This window comes from Mucilaginibacter pankratovii, assembly GCF_014773265.1.
In the GTDB taxonomy this organism is placed as follows: domain Bacteria; phylum Bacteroidota; class Bacteroidia; order Sphingobacteriales; family Sphingobacteriaceae; genus Mucilaginibacter; species Mucilaginibacter pankratovii.
In genome coordinates this window covers 317,863-337,995 of the sequence record NZ_JACWMY010000003.1, presented here as the reverse complement: position 1 = coordinate 337,995, position 20,133 = coordinate 317,863, and the positions used below count along the sequence as shown (strand labels likewise).

Below are 20,133 nucleotides of genomic sequence, written 5' to 3'. Positions count from 1 at the left end.
GACCGGGGCGTATAAAGAAGTTTATTTGCTTATTTGATAATGGTAGAAACCTTATTATCCAGCGTAATGTAGTCGGTTAGTACCTGGCCTGCTTCACGTTTCAAAAAGTCGAGGTCTTCGTTCTTTGGTTTGGTTTGGCCTTTGGTTAAGGCAGGTAAACCCAGTGCCACACGGCGAAGGTTATTTTGCTCAAACGCTTTCTTTTCGTCGGCATCGCGCTGTTGTTTTAGCTGCGCCTCGTTTAAGGTTACACTCTTTTCCGCATCGCGTCTTTTCATTTCAGCTATGTCTTCCATCAGGTATTTGAAGCTGTCGCTGCCGCTCATACGCTGCTCGTGCAGTTTTTTCAGCTGCGGCAATACCGCTGTAAAGTCACCAACCCTGGTGAAATCTGTTTTAGGGATAACATCATAAGGCATTGCAGATGGTTCGGTATCCTCACCGTATTTATCCATTGGGATAACCGATGGGAATTCGATATCTGGCAACACCCCTTTATGCTGGGTAGAACCTCCGCTAACGCGGTAGAACTTACCAATGGTTAAGTTTAACTGGCCAAATTTATTCTGGCTGCCGGTTGCTACCGTAGTTGATTTACCAACCAACTTGGCCAATCGTTCTTTAATAGAAGGGCTGATCACCTCATCCAGGTCGATAATACGTTGTACAGAGCCTTTACCGTAAGTTTGTGTGCCGATGATAATACCACGACCATAATCCTGTATAGCGCCCGAGAAGATCTCTGATGCCGATGCGCTAAACCTGTCTACCAATACAGCAAGCGGGCCACCGTAAGCAATTGCCGGGTTGTCGTCTTTTTCAACTTCTACCTGGTTGCGTGGGTCGCGTACTTGCACAACCGCGCCGGTTTTAATAAACAAGCCGGTAAGCTCGGTTGCTTCCATTAAGGAGCCACCACCATTTTGGCGAAGATCTAATACCACACCATCTACGCCTTCGCGTTTCAGGGTATCCAGTATAAGCCTTACATCGCGGGTGGTGCTTTTGTAATTCGGGTTGCCCGATTTGTAATCGTTAAAGTCCAGGTAAAAGGCAGGTACGTTAATAATGCCTATTTTAATAGTTTTACCATTACTGTTATAGGTACGGATCTCTTTTTTAGCCGATATATCCTTCAGGATAATTTTCTCGCGCACCAGTTCCAATACCCTTGGTTTTACGGTAGCGCCGGTGCCCTTAGGCAGTATTTGTAAACGAACAGTTGTGCCTTTGGTACCGCGGATCAAAGCGATAGCATTTTCAATCCTCCAGCCAACGATATCCTGAAATTCGCCCGTTTTACCTTGTGCTACACCTATGATACGCTCATCAACGGCAAGTTGCTTGCTTTTATCAGCAGGGCCGCCCGGTACAATAGAAGTAACGGTAACGTACTCGTTTTGCGATTGCAGGGTAGCGCCAATACCTTCCAGCGAACGGGAGATATCAATGTTAAACGCGGCTGCAGCCGATGGGATAAAATAGTTGGTATGCGGATCTATCGCGCCGGTGAACGCATCCATAAACACCTGAAAAACATCCTGGTTATTTAACTTGTTGGATTGCGACAGGATGTTGCTATAGCGTTTTTTTAATGTTTCTTTATTCGCGTCTAATTCTTTACCTGCCAGTTTAAGGTTCAGCAGGTCGTATTTTACGCGCTGAGCCCAAAGGTTATGCAATTCGTTTTCAGATGCGGCGTACGGCAGGTTTTCCCGGTCGTAAGTAAAGGTCTCATTCTTAGTAAAATCCACCGATTTGCTTAGCTGGGAGATAGAAAAGTTCACATACTCGGTATACCTTTTTTGAAACACGTTGAAGATGTAAAACACGTGGCTCAGGTCGCCATTTTTAATATCATCATCCAAAACGGTTTTGTACTGCTCAAATTCCTTTACATCGCCCGCGGTAAAATAGTTATGATTCTCGTCTATCTTTTTCAGGTATTCGGTATAAATAATAGCCGATATCGAATCGTTAAGCGGTACTTTTTTATAGTTGTAGCTGCTCACCATGCCGGCTACCGTTTTCATCACCACACTTTGTTGCTCATCGGGTTGCAGGTCGTTCGGGCCCGCTTTTCTCATTACCGGTTTCGTTGGCGAAGCGTTGCAGGCAAGCGCAGCGGCCAAAACCAGCATTAAATAAAATCTCTTTAACATATCTTTTGTAGTCTTTAAATCGGGATCGGGATGAAACATCAATACTTGTACCTGTTTTAATTTCGTCTAATAAAAAAAGAGACAGCTACCAAGCCGTCCCGCTAATATATTGAATAACAATATTACAATAATGTTTGGGTTGTTTTATACTACGACCACCATTTTACGTAAATGTTACATTAAACGAAGGCCAGGGACGTTTATTTTATTTTACCGGATAATTCCACCGCCTCGGCGTAGCGCAGTTCTGATTTAGACAGCCACACTTTGTTGCTTTTTAAGTACGCCAGCTTTTTATCAATGGTAAGTAAATCTGCAACGCGGCCGGTTGTTACAGCTATCTGCCGAGCTTCAGCCAGATCCTGCTGGGCCTGCACCAGGTCGCCAAGGTCGGCTTTTACCATCCCCAGGTTGATGAGGTTATTGATGGTGTGCTGCTGATCGCCCTGCCGTTTAGAGATGAGGATGCTTTGCAGATAATACCATTTTGCTTCCGAGAGGCGGTTCTCTTTTACATACAGCTCGGCAAGCTCGCTAAATTTATAGCTCGCCATCGCATATTCGCGGTAACGCATGTAGTGTTGTGCCGATTTAATCACCGCCTTCTCGCATAATTCCAAATTATAAGCGCTGCGCGGAACCTTAGCATACGGCAACTTAACCTTAGCCATTGCAAATTTGGGGATGCGTTTTACAGAATTATTTTTTGGCTGCGCGATGAGGGGGTAACGCTTGTGCTTTTTAAAATCGCCGCGCCACCACTGCGCATTTGCTGTGAGATTAAAAGCGCAAAGAAGTACTAATATCAGGTATCTCATTTAAGATTTTTTCGCCCGGGTATAGTTAAATTAACTGGTATGTAAAGATACTACAAATATTAGGATTTGCAAATACTACAGATTGGGCTAATTAATTCGTTTTTTATTCAAAAGCGTAAACGAAACAAGAGCCTTTTTCGTACAAATGGTCATAAAAATAGTTTTTGAAACAGCTGGGTAGCATATTGTATTACTTCGAAAAAGAATAACTTAGCTTTACCAATACAACAGCCTCTGTTTAAGACGAATAAATCGGTCGATCACCCCTAAACTACCGGTTTCGAATTTAAAGCAGCAGCAAAAGTTTCTGTTACCGCCAATTATCGCCGCTACATGTTAAATAAGTTCAGTGCCTCTGCAAAATTGTACCTCCTGCTGTTTATTACGGCGGTAAGTATCATAGCATTGGGATTGTATGGCATTAGCGATCTGGAGGAGATGAATCAAAACACCCAAAAGCTGTATGCCGACAGGGTGCTACCGTTTGAGCAATTATCGAATGTTCGTTTTGCGTACACTACAGAAATATTGCCGATGGCCCAAAAAGTGGCAAACCGTACGCTCAGTTTTAGCGACGCCGCAAAAAGGGTAAAACAAGCAGAAGAGACGATAAACTACAATTGGGGCAGGTACAGGAAAACTTACCTTACGCGGGAAGAAGCATTGCTGGTTAAGCAAACCGAGCTTACAAAACAAAAGGCCGATGAACAATATGCCGAATTACTTATCCTGTTAACCAAAAAGGATAACAATGCCCTGGAAAAGTTTATACAGAACGAAAATTATGCCGGGACGGCACCATTTACGGTAAACCTAACCCACCTGATGAAATTACAGGTAAAGGTTGGGAAACAACTATTTACCGAGAACAATAAGATATACCACACTACATCCGGGCGGTTCATCATCCTGATCTCGGTTTTTTTAGCCATCGCCCTGTTGTTATCGTTATACATCATTAAAAACGTAAAAACGCTAATTACCAGCACCTTAAAGGCCAATTACATTATCAAAGCAAGCGAGGAAAAATATTACTCATTATTTGAGCAGGCATCTGATGCCATTTACGTTGTAAACTTTAAAGGCTACTTTACCCAGGTAAATAATAGCATGTGCCAGGTCTCCGGCTACTCGAGGGAGGAACTGTTAACCATGAATATCGCCGGCCTTTTTAATGAAGAGTTACTGAAGATATACCCGCTTCAATATATGGCCGCAAAACCGGGCGATTCGGTAATAGCAGAGCGGAAGATGGTAAGAAAAGACGGGGCTATTATTGATATTGAAATTAATGGTAAAAAATTTGCCGACGACCGGATATTAGTTATTCTCCGGGATATTACGGCACGCAAGGCCATGGAAGCGGAGCTAACCAATGCGGAGTTGAAATTCCGAACGCTCGCCGATAAATCCATGGTTGGCATTTACATTGTACAGAAAGGAAAATTTGTATACGTAAACCCACGTTTTGCGGAGGTTTTTGGATACGAGCCCAGCGAATTGATAGGCAGGGAGCCCGTTGAGGCCATTGTACACCCCAATTATCAGGCTACCGCAAACGAAAACATCCGGTTGCGCATAGCGGGCGAGGTAGACAGCGTGCATTATGAAGCCATGGGAAAAATGAAGGATGGCAGCGCTAACTGGGTAGAGTTTTATGGCAGCCGGACAATTTTTGAAGATGAGCCAACCATCATAGGTTCTATGATAGACATCACCGAACGGAAGATAGCCGAGGAAGAACTAAAGGTATCTGAAAAGAAGTATAAACTGCTTTTTGAGAGTAACCCCGTACCGTTATGGATCATATCGAAGGAAGATCTTTCCATTATGGCCGTAAACGAGGCTGCATCCAACCTTTACGGGTATACCAAAGAGGAATTACTGAACACCAGTGTAAAACAATTGAGGCCGAAGGAAGACTGGAATCTGCAACTGTTAAGCTATCAGAAACAGATTACCGGCGCAGTTGATTTTGGCGTGGTAAAGCACCTGAAAAAGGATGGCACTGTAATTTATGTAAACATCATTTCTGAAGACATTTTATTTGAAGGCCGGCCCGTACGGATCTCGTCAACAGCCGACGTAACAGAAAAACTGAAGGCAGAAGAATTGCTTAAAAAATCAGAGGCTAACCTGCAAACCATTTTAAACACTACCGATACCGCCTACGCGCTGTTAGATCGTCATTTAAACGTATTGGAATATAATGATATAGCACTGGTATCCGCAAAGCGTGAATTTAACTTCGACCCCCAAAACGGAGGTAAGCTTTTCGACCATTTGCCGGCCGAAAGGCGGGCCGAATTTTCAGGATACATCAACAATGTATTCAAGGGAAACACCATCAGCTACGAAGTTACCTACGACCAGCCCGACGGCGGCGACATCTGGTATTATGTTAAGATGTTCCCGATATCAAATAAAGAGAATGAAATATTGGGGCTTGTACTGGCCATTTCTGATATTACCGAACGCAAGCATGCCGAGCAGAGTTTGCAACAGGCCTACGAGCGCATTAAAACAAATATTGGATTTATTCGCGGGATGATCTGGAAACAATCGCACATCCTCAGAAGCCCCTTAGCCAACTTAAAGGGCCTGATAACTATCCTGCAAACCGACCCGGATGATCAGGAAATACTTGCCCATATCAAAACAGAACTCGACAGAATGGATGCCGTTTTTATAGAAATGGCCCAGGACTCATCGGCAGATGACATGAATTATTAATTGATTAAGAGTAATTAGCCGCCTGTTGGCCAAAATGCACACGGCGAACATGTGAAACTTGCCTACTCAAACACTTCCGCCTCACCATCGTGCAAAGCCCAAACCATATAGGGATGGGTATCGGCGTGGTAAATATCGCCGTGGCTGCTAATGCCGATGATGCCGGCAAAGCCGTCGTAAGGTTTCATTTCGTCGAGGGTTTTTTCGGTGGCGATGGAGAGGGGCATGCCATCGGTAACGCGGGTAACAATTTTGGTAGCTACCGATCCGCTTACAATATCCTCGCCCACGCCTGTGCAGGAGATACCTGCGAAAGCATTTGCATAATTACCCGCCGTAGTTGCCGAATCGCTTACGCGGCCGGGAATTTCAAAGCCTTTGCCGCCGGTGGAAGTAGCTGCGGCAATATCACCATAAATGTCAAGCGCCACGGCGCCAACGGTGCCCAGGCGGATCGAGTCGCTTAATTTCTTTTCGTATTCTTTACGGCGCTGAGGGATCTCGGTGTTGAAATATTTAAAGCCGTTTTGTTTGGCAAAATCACAGGCGCCATTGCCGCTCAATACCCGGTCTTCGTAGTCCATCAGTTTCTCGGCAACGCAAATAGGGTTGCGCACATCCTCTATATTAATAACACCCGAAAATTTTTGCGTTTTGCCATCCATCAGGGAAGCGCTGAGGCGGATCTTGCCGTCGCTCTGGATCTGCGAACCGGTACCGGCATTAAACAGGTCGCAATCTTCCAGCAGGCGCACGGTGTATACCACGGTTTGGGCAGCGGTATGGTGCTCCAGGTATTTATGGCCCAGGTGTACTATCTCCAGCAGGGCGTCCTGCTTTGCCTTTTTTACTTCCTGGTTTGTTTGGCTCTCGCTAAAAAAACCACCGTGTATGATTAGCTTCATTGTAAATCGTTACTGTCCTGGGCGGTAATAAATACGCCCTCTTCCACCTTAACCGCTTTTTTGATGATCATCTTGTGCTGATCCAGGTCGTACTTATCAAATATCGACATCACATGCACTTTCAAATTCTCTATAGAAACAGGGTCGCCTATTTCTACATCATAAACGTTAGTTTCCACAATATTAGTGCCATCAACCAGCATGATCAATCCCGAGCCAATGGCTTCCATCATGCAGCCTTCGGTAATCAGCAGCCCGGCATCTTCGCCAAGGCCTATGCCTAATATGCCCGGGTTAGTAGCCACAGCGTATAGTAAACGGCCGATACGGCCGCGCTGCACAAAGTGGGTATCTACAATAACCGAGTCGATAAAACCAAGGCCTGCGGTGATCTGCACCTCGCCTTTTATCAGCGCCTCGTTGCTTTGCCCGCGGTAGATCATATGGGTGGATGCCGCGGCTGCGCCTGCCGATGTACCGGCAATTACAAAAGCTTCTTCGTTATAGCGTTTCTTCAGGATCTGCAAAAACTGCGTTCCGCCGAAGATCGCGGTCAAACGTAGCTGGTCGCCGCCGCTAAACATCACTACATCAGCGCGGCTGATACGGTCGAGATACTCCGGGTTAGCGGCATCCTCGCGGCTTTTAATGTGCAGGATATTTACGTGGGTAACATTAAGCTGGTTAAAGGCTTTGATGTACTCATTGCCCACAAGCTCAGGTATTTGCGATGCCGTGGTGATCACCTCCACTAAGGAAGCTTCCTGTTTCGCCGACTCGTTAATAATACGGCGCAGGATGCCTTTCTCGAAAAACTTTATATAATGCGGCTGCATAATATGCTCCAGCACGCTTACGTTACTGCCCATATCCACAGCACCTCCAATTATTACCAGTTTTCCTTTGGGGCTTATCATTATTTTATATCAGTTTATACAAATTAAAATAAAAATCATTAAAACAGAGGGATTAAATTAATAAAACTGCATTTTTCCTCCGAAAGGTTTTATTAGATTGATAAGTTTTTTAGATTTAAACCTTATTACTCCTCACATTAGTTTTTGACACAACATCCTATGAAGATAGAAAACATACAAGTACTTCGCGGCCCTAACCTATGGAGCGTTAGCCGCAAAAAGCTGATCCAAATGCGCCTCGATCTGGAAGATCTGGAACAGCGCCCTACCAACGAGATAGATGGATTTTACGAGCGCATGAAGGCGTTGATACCCTCGCTGTACAGTCATCGCTGTTCGCCGGGCGTACCCGGAGGCTTTTTTGAGCGCGTGATCGCCGGCACCTGGATGGGCCATGTGATAGAGCATATTGCCCTGGAGATACAAACCCTTGCGGGCATGGAAACGGGCTTTGGCCGCACCCGCGAAACCAAAACGCCGGGCGTTTACAACGTAGTATTTGCGTACCTGGAGGAAAAAGTAGGTGTTTTTGCAGCGGAATCTGCCGTAGCCATTGCGCAGGCATTAATTGACGGCACGGAGTACGATTTGGAGAAAGACATCCAGCAAATGCGCGAGATCCGCGAGAATACCCGCCTGGGCCCAAGCACCGGCGCTATTGTGGAAGAAGCTATCGCGAGGAACATCCCATGGATAAGATTGAATAACCAAAGCCTGGTACAACTGGGCTATGGCAAAAACCAGGTGCGTTTCCGCGCCACCATGACGGAAAAAACCAGCAGCATTGCCGTGGATATTGCCAGCAATAAGGATGAAACCAAGCGCCTTTTACAGGAGCAGGCCATACCCGTTGCCAAAGGCATGACCATCAGCCGCGTAGAGCAGGTGGTAGAAGCCATCGACAGGATCGGTTTCCCGCTGGTATTTAAACCGCTGGATGGTAACCATGGCCGCGGTATCAGTATTAATATAAACACTACCGAGGATGCCATTGCCGCCTACGAGTTTGCCGCAAAAATTTCGCGCCGCGTAATTGTGGAGCGTTTTGTTACCGGCTACGATTTTAGGGTGCTGGTGATAGATAATAAAATGGTGGCCGCCGCCCTGCGCGACCCTGCGCACGTAAAAGGCGATGGCGAACTCACCATCCAGCAACTTATCGATAAAGAAAACTCCGATCCGCGCCGTGGCTACGGGCACGAAAATGTGCTGACCTTAATTGACGTTGACCGCGATACTTTAGACCTGCTGGAAAAGAAAGGCTACACCCTGGATACCATCCCCGCGAAGGATGAAAAGGTTTTTGTAAAATCTACTGCCAACCTCAGCACCGGCGGAACCTCCGTTGATGTTACCGACCACGTGCACCCGCAAAACGTTTTCATTTGCGAACGGATCTCCAAGATCATCGGGCTGGACATTTGCGGTATCGATATCATGGCCGAGAACCTTACCGAACCATTAACCGAGAATGGCGGTGTGGTGCTGGAAGTGAACGCCGCACCGGGTTTCCGCATGCACATAGCGCCAAGCGAAGGCCTGCCGCGCAACGTGGCCGGGCATGTGATAGATATGCTTTACCCCACAGGGAAATCTGCAAGGATCCCTATCATCGCCATCACCGGAACCAACGGTAAAACCACCACCACCCGTTTGATAGCTCATATTGTGAAAAACAACGGGCATCGGGTAGGTTTCACCACCTCTGATGGGATCTACGTGCAAAACACCATGATGCTAAAAGGTGATACCACCGGCCCGGTAAGCAGCGAGTTTATTCTGAAGGACCCTACGGTTGATTTCGCTGTATTGGAAACCGCCCGGGGTGGCATCCTCCGCTCGGGCTTAGGTTTCAGTTCCTGCGATATTGGTGTAGTTACCAACATACAGGAAGACCACCTGGGTTTATCAGACATTCATACCCTGGAAGACCTTGCCCGTGTAAAAAGCGTGGTGATCAATGCGGTAAAAAAAGATGGCTGGGCGGTATTAAACGCGGATAATAAATATTGCGTGGACATTGGCAAAAAGGCCGATTGCAACATCGCTTATTTTAGCCGCAGCGAAAACAACCCGGTAGTAATTGCCCATTGCAAAAAGGGCGGTATTGCCTGCGTACACGAAAATGGCTTTATCACCATACAAAAAGGCGATTGGAAGATCAGGGTACAGCGTACCATCGTTATCCCGCTGACGTTTGGCGGCACAGTTGGTTTTATGATCGATAACGTAATGGCCGCCACGCTGGCTACCTTCCTGCATGGCTTTAAAACTGAGGATATCAAAATTGCGCTGGAAACCTTTATCCCGTCTGCAGCGCAAACACCGGGCAGGATGAACATCTTTGAATTCAAGGATTTCCGCTTTATGATCGATTTTGCGCATAACCCGGATGGTTTTAACGGCATTAAACAATTCCTCAGCCATATCGATTCGCCGTTGAAGATCGGAATCATAGCCGGCACCGGCGACAGGCGAGACGAGGACATACAGGAGCTGGGTAAAATAGCGGCAGAAATGTTTGATTATATCATCCTCCGCCAGGAAAAACACCTGCGCGGCCGTACCGAAGAAAACATCCTCGACCTGTTGAAAGCGGGCATAGCATCCGAAGGCAATAACACACCTTATGAGATTGTACCGAAGGAGATAGACGCCATAAAACACGCCATGAGCATGGCCAAACCGGGCGCATTTATTGTGGCACTAAGCGATGTGATAAGCAACGCCATAGAAACCGTACAAAACTACCAGGAACAGGAACGGAACGGTTTGTTTAACGTTTAGAAGCTTCCAACGTCCGTTGGCTAACGGAGGAACTTTTGAAAAGCATACGGCTGCAAGGTAAAACCTTGCAGCCTTTTTTATTTGTAGAGACGCAATACTTTGCGTCTCCGGTTTGCAAATGAAATACGCACATCAGCCATGCATGTCCAGAGACGCAAAGTATTGCGTCTCTACGGTTTCGCCTTCGGGCTTGACAAATAATAATGCCACAGCAGCATACTCGCCACGGTACGGTAAGGCTGCCATTGTTCACCAATAATAGCCAGTTCCTCTTTGGAGGTTTCTTTGGGCAATCCTTTTAACCGCTTAATGGCGTTTACAATGGCCAGGTCGCCGAGGGGGAGGATATCCGTGCGCTGGAGTACGAACATCAGGTATACATCCACCGTCCAGTTGCCGATGCCTTTGAGGGCGCAAAGCTGGCTGCGGATCTCGCTGTCTTCCATTTTTTCAAATGCTTCAAGGTTGATCTGTCCGCTGAGGATAGCTTCTGCAAGGTAGCGGGTGTAAGCGGTTTTTTGCCTGCTGAAATAGCATTCCCTAAATTCGGTATCTGTTAACAATAGTATCCTTGCCGGGGTTAATTCCGGCACCCGTTCTCGCATTTTGTTTAAGGCCGATAATGCCGATGCCAGCGATACCTGCTGCTCCAGGATGATGTGTACCAGCGTTTCGAAAGTATTGGGCCGCGACCACATGGGCGGGTAGCCGTAGGTAGAAATTACGTTGGCGAAATCGGCATCTATGGCTGCGAGTTGGTCGCATATGGAATGGTAGGTTGCAGAAGTAAACTGTTGTGGCATATTATTGTTAGTTAAACGTACTAACTTTTTTAGGATTTAGCATTTCAATTTCTGAATTTTACATTTATGAACAATCTGCCGCCATTAGCCGAACGCATGCGCCCAAAATCACTGGATGATTATGTGGGGCAAAAACATTTGGTAGGGCCGGGCGCGGTTTTGCGCAAGGCCATCGAGAGCGGTACGCTGCCATCCATGCTGTTTTGGGGGCCGCCGGGGGTAGGTAAAACTACGCTGGCCTATATCATTTCGCAATCCCTTTACCGGCCGTTCTTTTCTTTAAGCGCTATCAATTCGGGCGTAAAGGATGTGCGTGAGGTGATTGAAAAAGCGTCCATCCTAAAGGAACAGGGCGAAATATTGCCTATACTGTTCATCGATGAGATCCACCGCTTCTCCAAATCGCAGCAGGATTCGTTGCTGGGCGCGGTGGAGCGGGGTATTGTTACGCTGATAGGCGCCACTACCGAGAACCCATCCTTCGAAGTCATCTCGGCTTTGCTATCGCGATGTCAGGTTTACATCCTACAGCATTTAGCAGAGCGGGACCTGCTCGACCTGCTGGAGAAGGCACAGAAAGAAGACATCGTCCTGAAAGAAAAAAATATTGTTATTGAAGAGCATGAGGCCTTGTTGCGCCTTAGCGGCGGCGATGCACGTAAGCTGCTCAACATATTCGAGTTGCTTGTAAACGCTTTCGACAGCAAAAAAATAATATTGACCAATGATGTAGTGCTGGAGCATGTGCAGCAAAACATGGCCCTGTACGATAAAACCGGCGAGCAGCATTACGATATCATCTCGGCTTTCATCAAATCTATGCGCGGCAGCGACCCTAACGGAGCAGTCTACTGGCTGGCCCGCATGATCGTTGGCGGGGAAGACCCGCTGTTTATCGCCCGGCGGATGCTCATACTGGCATCAGAAGATATCGGCAACGCCAACCCCAATGCCCTGTTACTGGCGCAAAGTTGCTTTAATGCCATCCAGGTTATCGGGATGCCCGAGTCGCAACTGATCCTGTCGCAAACGGTGATCTATTTGGCTACGTCGGCTAAAAGTAATTCGGCTACTACAGCTATCGGGGCGGCTATTGCACTGGTAAAACAAACCGGCGATCTGCCCGTTCCGCTGCACCTGCGCAACGCACCCACCAAGCTGATGAAGAATATCGGTTACGGTAAAAACTACAAATACGCGCACAGCTACGAAGGCAACTTCGCCGATCTGGATTTTCTGCCGGAGGCCATCAGGGGGACTAAAATTTACGAACCGGGTAACAATGCCAAAGAGAACGAGTCCAAAGAGAAAATGAGGAAACTTTGGGGCGACAGGTATAAGTATTAGTTAATATTTATTACCTTCCGTCATTAACCTTAGATCATGCTAAACCACGACCTTAAAAAAGAATTCCAGGTAGAGCGTATCGCGTTTTTTAGCGATGCCGTTTTTGCCATAGCCATCACCTTACTCATCATCGAAATTAAAGTGCCTGAGGTACACGGGGAACATCTCACCAATGGTGCAGTGGCCCGGGCGCTCGGTCACCTTATACCTAAATTCATTGGTTTTATTGTGGGCTTTTTTGTGATTGGCCTTTACTGGGTGCATCATCATTTATTGTTTAAATATGTGGAGCACTACAGCCCCAAGCTTATCTGGAACAATCTGCTGTTATTATTTTCCATTGTGTTGATGCCGTTTAGCTCGGCGTTTTACAGCGAATACTGGATCTATTTAAACAACGTATCGCTTGGTTTTTATGTGATAAACATTAGTCTCACCGGTTTCTTACACTATCGGTTATGGTGCATAGTAAGTAACCCAAAAAACAAATTAAGTAGAGGGCTGGAAAATCCGCACCTGGTGAGTTATTATAAAATGCGTGCGTTAGTTACGCCCTTTGTTTTCCTGATGTGTTTTGCGGTGAGCTTTATAAGTCTGCCCCTTGCCTATTGGATACCGGGTACCATTTTTATTTATATGATGTTTATCGCTAAGTATTACCGAAAGCATCACCCCGAAATTTTTGTAAACAGCACCACCTAATATGATATCAACCTTTTTCAATCATGAGTTAAAATCCTTCTGGCGCTCAAAAAACACCGGCAAAAGCATCGCTGTAAAAGTGATCATGGGGATCCTCATTCTTATCCTGCTTTCATATGTAGTGTTCTTTGGTGTTTTCTTAGATTTTATCTTAAGCAAAATGTTCCCGAAGGATAACTTAACGGTTACCTTCTGCGGCATTATCCTTATTTATTTCCTGGGCGACCTGCTGATGCGTATGCAGCTGCAGGAACTGCCCACACTAAAGGTGCAGCCTTATTTGCATCTGCCGGTAAGGCGGAATAGCGTAGTGGGGTACCTGGCGTTAACGGCGCTCTTCTCCTTTTTTAACCTTTGGCCCATTATTATATTTACTCCTTTTATTTTAAAGGTGATATTGCCTGCCTCGGGCGGGATAGCGGCGGTTGCGTTTCTCCTGTCGGTTATTGCGCTCTCTGTGTTCAACAACTACCTGGCTATGTACATTAAGCGCAAGGCCAACTTAAACGGCTGGATCTTTTTGATGGCGGGCGCTGTTTTAACGCTCATTACCTGCGGCGATTTCCTTTGGCATTTTTACTCTATCCGTAGTTTATCCTATTCGTTTTTTGGTGCGTTGCTGCTTAAGCCTTACCTGGTATTGATACCGATACTATTAGGCGCTGCCATGTTCTATCTCAATTTTATTTATTTAAAGGGTAATTTATACCTCGAGGAGCTCAGCTCTAAAAAAGCATCGGAATATAAAAGCAGCACCGAGATTCCCCTTCTGGGCCGCTTTGGGCACGTGGGCGACCTGGTTGCCAACGAGATAAAACTGATACTGCGTAATAAGCGCCCGCGCTCGGCGCTTATCATGGGCCTGTTCTTTTTATGCTACGGGTTGATCTTTTATACCCAGGCGATATATGGCGAAAGCGTAAAAATATTTGTGGGTATGTTTATGACGGGTATCTTCATCATCAGCTACGGGCAGTTTATGTTTAGCTGGCAGGCCTCGCATTTTGATGGTATCCTGGTAAGCAGGATCAACTTCAGCGATTTTTTAAAGGCAAAGTATTTGCTGTTCACCATCGTATCAACCGTGGCCTTCTTCCTCACAACGCCTTACGTTTATTTTGGCTGGCGCGTGGTGATGATCCATTTTGTAATGTACCTGTGGAACATCGGGGTTAATACCACCATCGTGCTCTTTTTCGCTAATCGCAACTACAAACGGATAGATCTTTCTAAAGGGGCATCCTTTAACTGGGAAGGTGTAGGGGCAACGCAATTGCTGCTGTCGTTCCCACTGCTTATTTTGCCATACGTTATTTATTGGCCGTTTAAAATGTTAGGGATGGCCAACACAGGCTTTGCCGCACTGGCTATAGTGGGCGTGGTGTTTATTGCCACCCGCAGCTTCTGGATAAAACAGCTGGAGGCCGATTTTTATACCAAACGATTTAAAATAGCCGAAGGCTTCAGAAATAAATAAGATGATAGAGATAAAGCACCTCAAAAAAGTATACGCCGGGCAAACTGTGGTAAACATACCGCAGCTGGAGATTAAAAAAGGCGAAAGCATTGGCCTGGTTGGTAACAACGGCGCGGGTAAAACCACACTTTTCCGCATGATACTGGACCTGATACGCCCCGAAAGCGGCGAAGTGCTCTCCAACGGGCACAACGTTGCCGGCGCCGAGGAATGGAAGAATTACACCGCATCGTACCTGGACGAGGGCTTTCTGATAGATTACCTCACCCCCGAAGAATACTTCTACTTCATTGGCGGGCTGCACCAAAAAAACAAGGCGCAGGTAGATGAATACCTGTTAACGCTGACCGACTTTTTTAACGGCGAGATCCTGAAAAAAGGCAAATACATCCGCGACTTGAGTAAAGGAAACCAGTGCAAGGTTGGCGTGGGCAGTTGCCTGCTGCAAAAGCCCGATCTGCTGATGCTGGATGAACCTTTCGCTAATATCGACCCCAGCACGCAGTTCCGTTTAAAGAACATCCTGAAAACGGAGAATAAGAATAATGGTGTCACCACCATCGTATCCAGCCACGACCTAAACCACGTGACCGATGTTTGCGACCGCATTCTGCTGATGGAGAAAGGCCAGATCATTAAAGATATCTCCACCAACTCATCCACCCTGAACGAACTGGAAGAATACTTTGGAGTAGGGCAGATAGTTGCGCCCGAAATTACCATTGACAAAGAAGAAAACCACTAAATTTGCTGAATGTACTCAATTAAAGAAGCCGCGATTGCCGATACAGATGCCATTATCAGCATCGCGACAGAAACCTACTGGTCGGTTTATGGGCCGATATTGACGGAGGAGCAGATCAATTATATGCTGGGCACTATTTATAGTGTAGAAACAATTTCCGGCCAGATAGAAAATAACGTGCAATCGTTTTTACTGTTGCTGGAGGATGAAGAACCGGTAGCCTTCGCTGCCTACTCGCCTCGTGCAGAGAACCCCGACATATACAAACTGCACAAGCTATACTGCCTGCCCAAAACGCAGGGCAAAGGCTATGGGAAGGTACTGCTGAACGCCGTAGCCGATAAAGTAAAAGAGGCCGGCAAAAACACATTAGATCTCAACGTAAACCGCTACAACAACGCCAAAACTTTTTACGAGAAAATGGGCTTTAAAGCGATATACGAAGAAGATATCCCCGTTGGCGATTACTGGATGAATGATTTTGTGATGCGGAAGGAGTTGTAGGGGTTACCCTACTTACACCACGTTATTGCAAGGTACGAAGCAATCCCCGATTAGCAGATCGAACCTGCCTGCGTAGAGATTGTTTCGTACCTCACTATGACGACTTTAAAATGGTTTTAACGGAGTAAGCTACTGCGCGGTAAACGCTTCCAACGCCTTATCAATCCTCTTCAACGTTTCGCCTTCGCCAAGCAATGCAGCTATATCAAACACATGCGGGCCAAATTTGCCGCCTACCAGCATAATGCGGAAGGGCAGCATCACATCGCCAAGCTTCAGGCCTTTTTCTTCGGCCAGGGCTTTAAAACGGGCTTCCAGGTCGGCAGGCTCAAAGGCATCCGAGTGGCTGAAAGTATCCTTTAGCTGGTTAAAGAAATCGGTTTTAACGTCCGTCCATTTTGGTTTTACCGAATTGATATCGTACTCTTTTGGGCACTGGAAAAAGTAGGAAGCCTGTTGATAAAAATCGGTAAGCAATACGCAGCGGTCTTTCACCACATCAATTATCTTCAGCAGGTAAGCCTCTTTATTCACTGTAACGCCTTTGGCGGTTAAAACTTCGGCAACTTTTACCTTTAATTTTTCTGCAGGCGCGTTTTTTATCCACTCGGCGTTGTACCATTTCGCTTTTTCAAAATCGAATTTAGCACCCGCTTTGCTTATACGCTCGATAGAGAATTTTTCTATCAGCTCATCCAGGGTAAATATCTCCTGCCCGGTGCCGTCGTTCCATCCCAGCATGGCCAGCAGGTTTAAAAATGCCTCCGGCAAAAAGCCCAGCTCGCGGAAACCCTGGGTTAGCTCTTCTGTTTTTGCATCGTACCAGTTCATGGCATATACCGGGAAGCCGAGGCGTGCGCCATCGCGTTTGCTTAACTTGCCATGTCCGTCGGGTTTTAATATCAATGGCAAATGCGCCCATTTTGGCATATCAGCCTTCCAGCCCAAATACTCCCAAAGCAGTAAATGCACCGGTGCCGATGGCAGCCATTCCTCGCCACGGAAAGCGTGCGAGATCTTCATCAGGTAATCATCTACCACCACGGCTAAGTGATAGGTAGGCATCCCGTCGGCTTTTAATAAAACCTTATCATCTACCAGGCCTGTCTCAAAACTTACGTATCCGCGGATCATATCATTAAAACTGATGGTTTCGTCATCAGGCATTTTTATACGGATAACATGCGGAGTGCCATTGTGCAGCAGGGTTTCAACCTCCTGCAAAGGCAGGGTAAGCGAGTTACGCAATCCGCTGCGGTGCGTATGCCCATATTGAAAGTTAGGCACTTCCTTGCGTTTGGCATCCAATTCTTCGGGGGTATCAAAAGCATAATAAGCGTGCCCCTGCGATACCAGCCTTTCGGCATATTCGCGGTAAATTACCTTGCGCTCGCTTTGGCGGTAGGGGGCGTATTGCCCGCCCGCCATGGGGCTTTCATCAGGGATGAGGCCACACCAGGCCAGGCAATCGGCTATGTATTTTTCTGCGCCTTCCACGTAGCGGCTCTGGTCGGTATCTTCAATACGCAAAACAAAATCGCCACCGTGTTTTTTGGCAAACAGGTAATTAAACAATACGGTACGCACACCGCCCAGGTGTAAACCACCTGTAGGGCTTGGCGCAAAACGAACTCTTACTTTTTTCTCAGACATAGCAGGGGCAAAGATAGGGTTTAGTGCGGAAGTGGGAAAGTTTGAGGTTCGAAAGTCTAAAGACGGAAACAATGACCTCTTGATCCTCGTCGGACTTAAACCTCGGGCTTTAAATAAAAACATTTTCCGTATTTTGCGCTTCTTCCGACTTACGGACATCCGACTACGGACTATTACATGAATCCATACCAACAAAAACGAACCTGGAAATATTCGCTGCTTGCCTTTGCTGTTGTTATCGCCAGCGGATCGTTGCTTTACACAAGCTACCTGGTAAAAAACATAGCAAAGTCTGAACGCACCCGCGCGCAGGTGTGGGCATTAAGTATGCGGCAGATGCTGGCATCTGATGATAATGATTTTTTGAACTATGTATTGGCTGTAAGGGATAGCTCGGTAGTACCATCGCTGGTTGTTAATTCTAAAGGCGAATTTCAGCTCACGCGCGGTTTAGATACTACAAAGACCTTTATTAAACTGGATGCTGCGGAGCTTAAGCTAAAGCATCAGAAGTACGACCCGGGGTACTTTAAAGATGAGCTGGAATACATGAAGTCTCAGCACGACCCGATACAGTTAGCCATTTTAAACGAGCGCTGGCTGGTTTATTATAAAGATTCGCCGCTGCTTACACAGTTAAAAATATTCCCTTATATACAGTTATCGGTTATCGCTATCTTTTTAATGGTGGCTTATACCGCATTTAGCTCCTCCCGCAAATCTGAGCAGAATCAGGTTTGGGTAGGGCTTGCCAAAGAAACGGCCCACCAGCTGGGCACCCCCATATCCTCGTTAATGGCATGGATAGAACTGATCAAAGATAAATTCAACGCCGAGGACGACCCATTGCTGGCCGAGATGGAAAACGATGTAAAGCGGCTGGAAATTGTTGCCGACCGTTTCTCCAAAATTGGCTCCAAACCCAAGCTCGAAACGCATCCTGTATATGATGTGGTGAAGGATTTTGTAGACTATTTTAGGGTGCGGGTAAGTGATAAAATAAGCTTCGAACTCACCGGTAACCGGCGCCTGCTGGCCGGGCTTAACATCCCTTTGTTTGATTGGGTGCTGGAAAACCTGCTTAAAAACGCGGTAAATGCCATTGACAGCACGGGCAGCATCAAGGTAAATATCAGCGGAAGCCGCGCCAAAAAACAGGTTTATATTGATGTGTCGGACACCGGCAAGGGCATCCCGCGCTCTAAGTTCGAAACCGTTTTTCAGCCGGGATACACTACCCGAAAACGTGGCTGGGGCCTGGGCTTATCGCTCACCAAGCGCATGATACAAAATTATCATAACGGACAAATTTTTGTGCGCGATTCGGAGCTGGGCAAGGGCACAACATTCAGGATAGTATTAAAAAGTTTAACAGATGATAGCAAGGCCACAACTTAACGAGTACCCGGTGTTTGCGAGTACGTATGTAAACATGGTGCCCGAGGGGGCCGATGTAATGCAGTTATTAACCGATTCTTTAACGGAGACCTATGAATTATTCAGCACCCTGCCTGATGAAAAAGCGCTTTTTGCGTATGCCGAAGGAAAATGGACCGTTAAAGAAGTATTAGGGCATATCATAGATACCGAACGGGTTTTTGCTTTCAGGGCGTTTTGCTTCTCGCGCGAGCAGATTACTTTGCCGGGCTTTGACCAGGACACTTACGTAAATAATACCGATTACAACAGCCGCAGCCTGCAAGACCTGGCAGAGGAATTTAAAGTAACCCGGCTATCTAACCTCTACGTATTCCGCAACTTTACCGAAGAGCAGATCAACCGCAATGGAACCGCCAGCGGCAACTATTTAACGGTAAGGGCATTGATTTACATGACCGCCGGCCACGTGCTGCACCACTTGCAGATATTGAAGGAGCGATACTTATAAAACCAAAAAAGGGGTAACGCTTACGCTACCCCTTTAATGTGTAAAGTTTTTACAAGCTTACTCTTTTTCGTTATTGTAAAGTTCCTTTTTCTCTATACGGTAAGAAAGCACCAAACCTAAGCCGCCAAAGATGGCTATCAGGCCGAAGTAGATGGCCTCGTTTTCGTCGCGGGTGGCTGTAAATACGGTACGATCTAACAGGAATGCTAAAAACAAACCTACACCGGCACCGATAAGCAGTAAGCCCCATTTTAAGTTTTGATAAGGCGCAGGCTGTGCCTTGTAAGCGCGGGGATCCATGCCGCGTTCTATCATCGCCATACGTTCGCGGTTACGTACATAAACAATTCCAAAGATCATTGCGAAAAGCCCAAGGGAAATTAATATTGGGACCAAAATTCCTTCCATAATACTATAAATTTAATAAGTGTGTATTTTTTGTTTAAAACCCACCACCACGGTGTATTTGTATGCTATGACCACACGTTTTTAACGCAGGTTACACCCTGGTGCAAAAAAATTCGGATGTGGGATTTTAGATTTCGGATTGAAGCTATTCTTTATAATATATGCCTACCTTTATATAGTATACAAAAAAGGGTGTTTAAGTATCAAGTTGAAATTTAAAGAATCGGCAAATCCGAAATCGAACATCCGAATTCCGAAATCAAAATTAACCTGTAACCTAATCG

16 protein-coding genes are annotated in these 20,133 nt (G+C 46.4%); 9 read left to right on the top strand and 7 right to left on the bottom strand.

Annotated features, from left to right (window positions below; translation table 11 throughout):
* Window positions 1-29: 29 nt before the first annotated feature.
* Both IDJ77_RS07250 and IDJ77_RS07245 read right to left on the bottom strand, forming a co-directional pair.
* Complete coding sequence (locus tag IDJ77_RS07250; RefSeq protein ID WP_191188271.1) at window positions 30-2,162, bottom strand: carboxy terminal-processing peptidase; 2,133 nt, start codon at window positions 2,160-2,162, stop codon at window positions 30-32.
* A 200-nt stretch (window positions 2,163-2,362) separates the two neighbouring features.
* Window positions 2,363-2,980, bottom strand: a complete 618-nt coding sequence (locus tag IDJ77_RS07245; protein WP_191188270.1) for a hypothetical protein — start codon at window positions 2,978-2,980, stop codon at window positions 2,363-2,365.
* A gap of 333 nt (window positions 2,981-3,313) precedes the next feature.
* Here IDJ77_RS07245 and IDJ77_RS07240 point away from each other — a divergent pair, with 333 nt between their 5' ends.
* The gene (locus IDJ77_RS07240) at window positions 3,314-5,713 is read left to right on the top strand and encodes a PAS domain S-box protein (RefSeq protein WP_191188269.1); all 2,400 of its coding nucleotides are present in this window, start codon (window positions 3,314-3,316) and stop codon (window positions 5,711-5,713) included.
* A gap of 62 nt (window positions 5,714-5,775) precedes the next feature.
* On the opposite strand, the gene IDJ77_RS07235 is transcribed toward IDJ77_RS07240, so the two are convergent.
* Together IDJ77_RS07235 and IDJ77_RS07230 are read right to left on the bottom strand one after the other, a co-directional pair.
* Window positions 5,776-6,618: an isoaspartyl peptidase/L-asparaginase gene (locus IDJ77_RS07235; RefSeq protein WP_191188268.1), complete on the bottom strand. Its 843-nt coding sequence runs from the start codon at window positions 6,616-6,618 to the stop codon at window positions 5,776-5,778.
* The gene (locus IDJ77_RS07230; RefSeq protein ID WP_191188267.1) at window positions 6,615-7,535 is read right to left on the bottom strand and encodes a cyanophycinase; all 921 of its coding nucleotides are present in this window, start codon (window positions 7,533-7,535) and stop codon (window positions 6,615-6,617) included. The genes IDJ77_RS07235 and IDJ77_RS07230 overlap by 4 nt, the downstream gene beginning before the upstream one ends.
* A 159-nt stretch (window positions 7,536-7,694) precedes the next feature.
* Here IDJ77_RS07230 and cphA point away from each other — a divergent pair, with 159 nt between their 5' ends.
* Window positions 7,695-10,322, top strand: a complete 2,628-nt coding sequence (gene cphA / locus IDJ77_RS07225; protein WP_191188266.1) for a cyanophycin synthetase — start codon at window positions 7,695-7,697, stop codon at window positions 10,320-10,322.
* A 170-nt stretch (window positions 10,323-10,492) separates the two neighbouring features.
* Here the strand turns inward: cphA and IDJ77_RS07220 are convergent, their stop codons facing one another.
* A complete protein-coding gene (locus IDJ77_RS07220) occupies window positions 10,493-11,125 on the bottom strand; it encodes a DNA-3-methyladenine glycosylase family protein (protein ID WP_191188265.1) in 633 nt (210 codons plus the stop codon).
* A 66-nt stretch (window positions 11,126-11,191) separates the two neighbouring features.
* Here IDJ77_RS07220 and IDJ77_RS07215 point away from each other — a divergent pair, with 66 nt between their 5' ends.
* The 5 genes from IDJ77_RS07215 to IDJ77_RS07195 are packed head-to-tail and all read left to right on the top strand — an operon-like array spanning window position 11,192 to window position 15,900.
* Window positions 11,192-12,472 carry a replication-associated recombination protein A gene (locus IDJ77_RS07215; protein ID WP_191188264.1) on the top strand — a complete coding sequence of 427 codons (1,281 nt, stop codon included), beginning with the start codon at window positions 11,192-11,194 and terminating at the stop codon, window positions 12,470-12,472.
* Between the two features lie 36 nt (window positions 12,473-12,508).
* The gene (locus tag IDJ77_RS07210) at window positions 12,509-13,174 is read left to right on the top strand and encodes a TMEM175 family protein (RefSeq protein WP_191188263.1); all 666 of its coding nucleotides are present in this window, start codon (window positions 12,509-12,511) and stop codon (window positions 13,172-13,174) included.
* Window position 13,175: 1 nt separating this feature from the next.
* Window positions 13,176-14,651, top strand: a complete 1,476-nt coding sequence (locus IDJ77_RS07205) for a DUF5687 family protein (RefSeq protein WP_191188262.1) — start codon at window positions 13,176-13,178, stop codon at window positions 14,649-14,651.
* 1 nt (window position 14,652) lies between these two features.
* Window positions 14,653-15,396: an ABC transporter ATP-binding protein gene (locus IDJ77_RS07200; protein ID WP_191188261.1), complete on the top strand. Its 744-nt coding sequence runs from the start codon at window positions 14,653-14,655 to the stop codon at window positions 15,394-15,396.
* A gap of 9 nt (window positions 15,397-15,405) precedes the next feature.
* Complete coding sequence (locus IDJ77_RS07195) at window positions 15,406-15,900, top strand: GNAT family N-acetyltransferase (RefSeq protein WP_191188260.1); 495 nt, start codon at window positions 15,406-15,408, stop codon at window positions 15,898-15,900.
* Window positions 15,901-16,029: 129 nt separating this feature from the next.
* Here IDJ77_RS07195 and gltX read toward each other — a convergent pair whose 3' ends face one another.
* Window positions 16,030-17,553: a glutamate--tRNA ligase gene (gene gltX, locus IDJ77_RS07190; protein WP_191188259.1), complete on the bottom strand. Its 1,524-nt coding sequence runs from the start codon at window positions 17,551-17,553 to the stop codon at window positions 16,030-16,032.
* Window positions 17,554-17,730: 177 nt separating this feature from the next.
* Here gltX and IDJ77_RS07185 point away from each other — a divergent pair, with 177 nt between their 5' ends.
* Both IDJ77_RS07185 and IDJ77_RS07180 read left to right on the top strand, forming a co-directional pair.
* Window positions 17,731-18,951 carry a sensor histidine kinase gene (locus IDJ77_RS07185; protein ID WP_191188258.1) on the top strand — a complete coding sequence of 407 codons (1,221 nt, stop codon included), beginning with the start codon at window positions 17,731-17,733 and terminating at the stop codon, window positions 18,949-18,951.
* Entirely contained in the window at window positions 18,929-19,441 is a 513-nt protein-coding gene (locus IDJ77_RS07180; RefSeq protein ID WP_191188257.1) for a DinB family protein, read from the top strand. Before IDJ77_RS07185 ends, IDJ77_RS07180 begins: the two co-directional genes overlap by 23 nt.
* A 57-nt stretch (window positions 19,442-19,498) precedes the next feature.
* Here the strand turns inward: IDJ77_RS07180 and IDJ77_RS07175 are convergent, their stop codons facing one another.
* Window positions 19,499-19,849: a DUF6249 domain-containing protein gene (locus IDJ77_RS07175; protein ID WP_191188256.1), complete on the bottom strand. Its 351-nt coding sequence runs from the start codon at window positions 19,847-19,849 to the stop codon at window positions 19,499-19,501.
* Window positions 19,850-20,133: the final 284 nt, after the last annotated feature.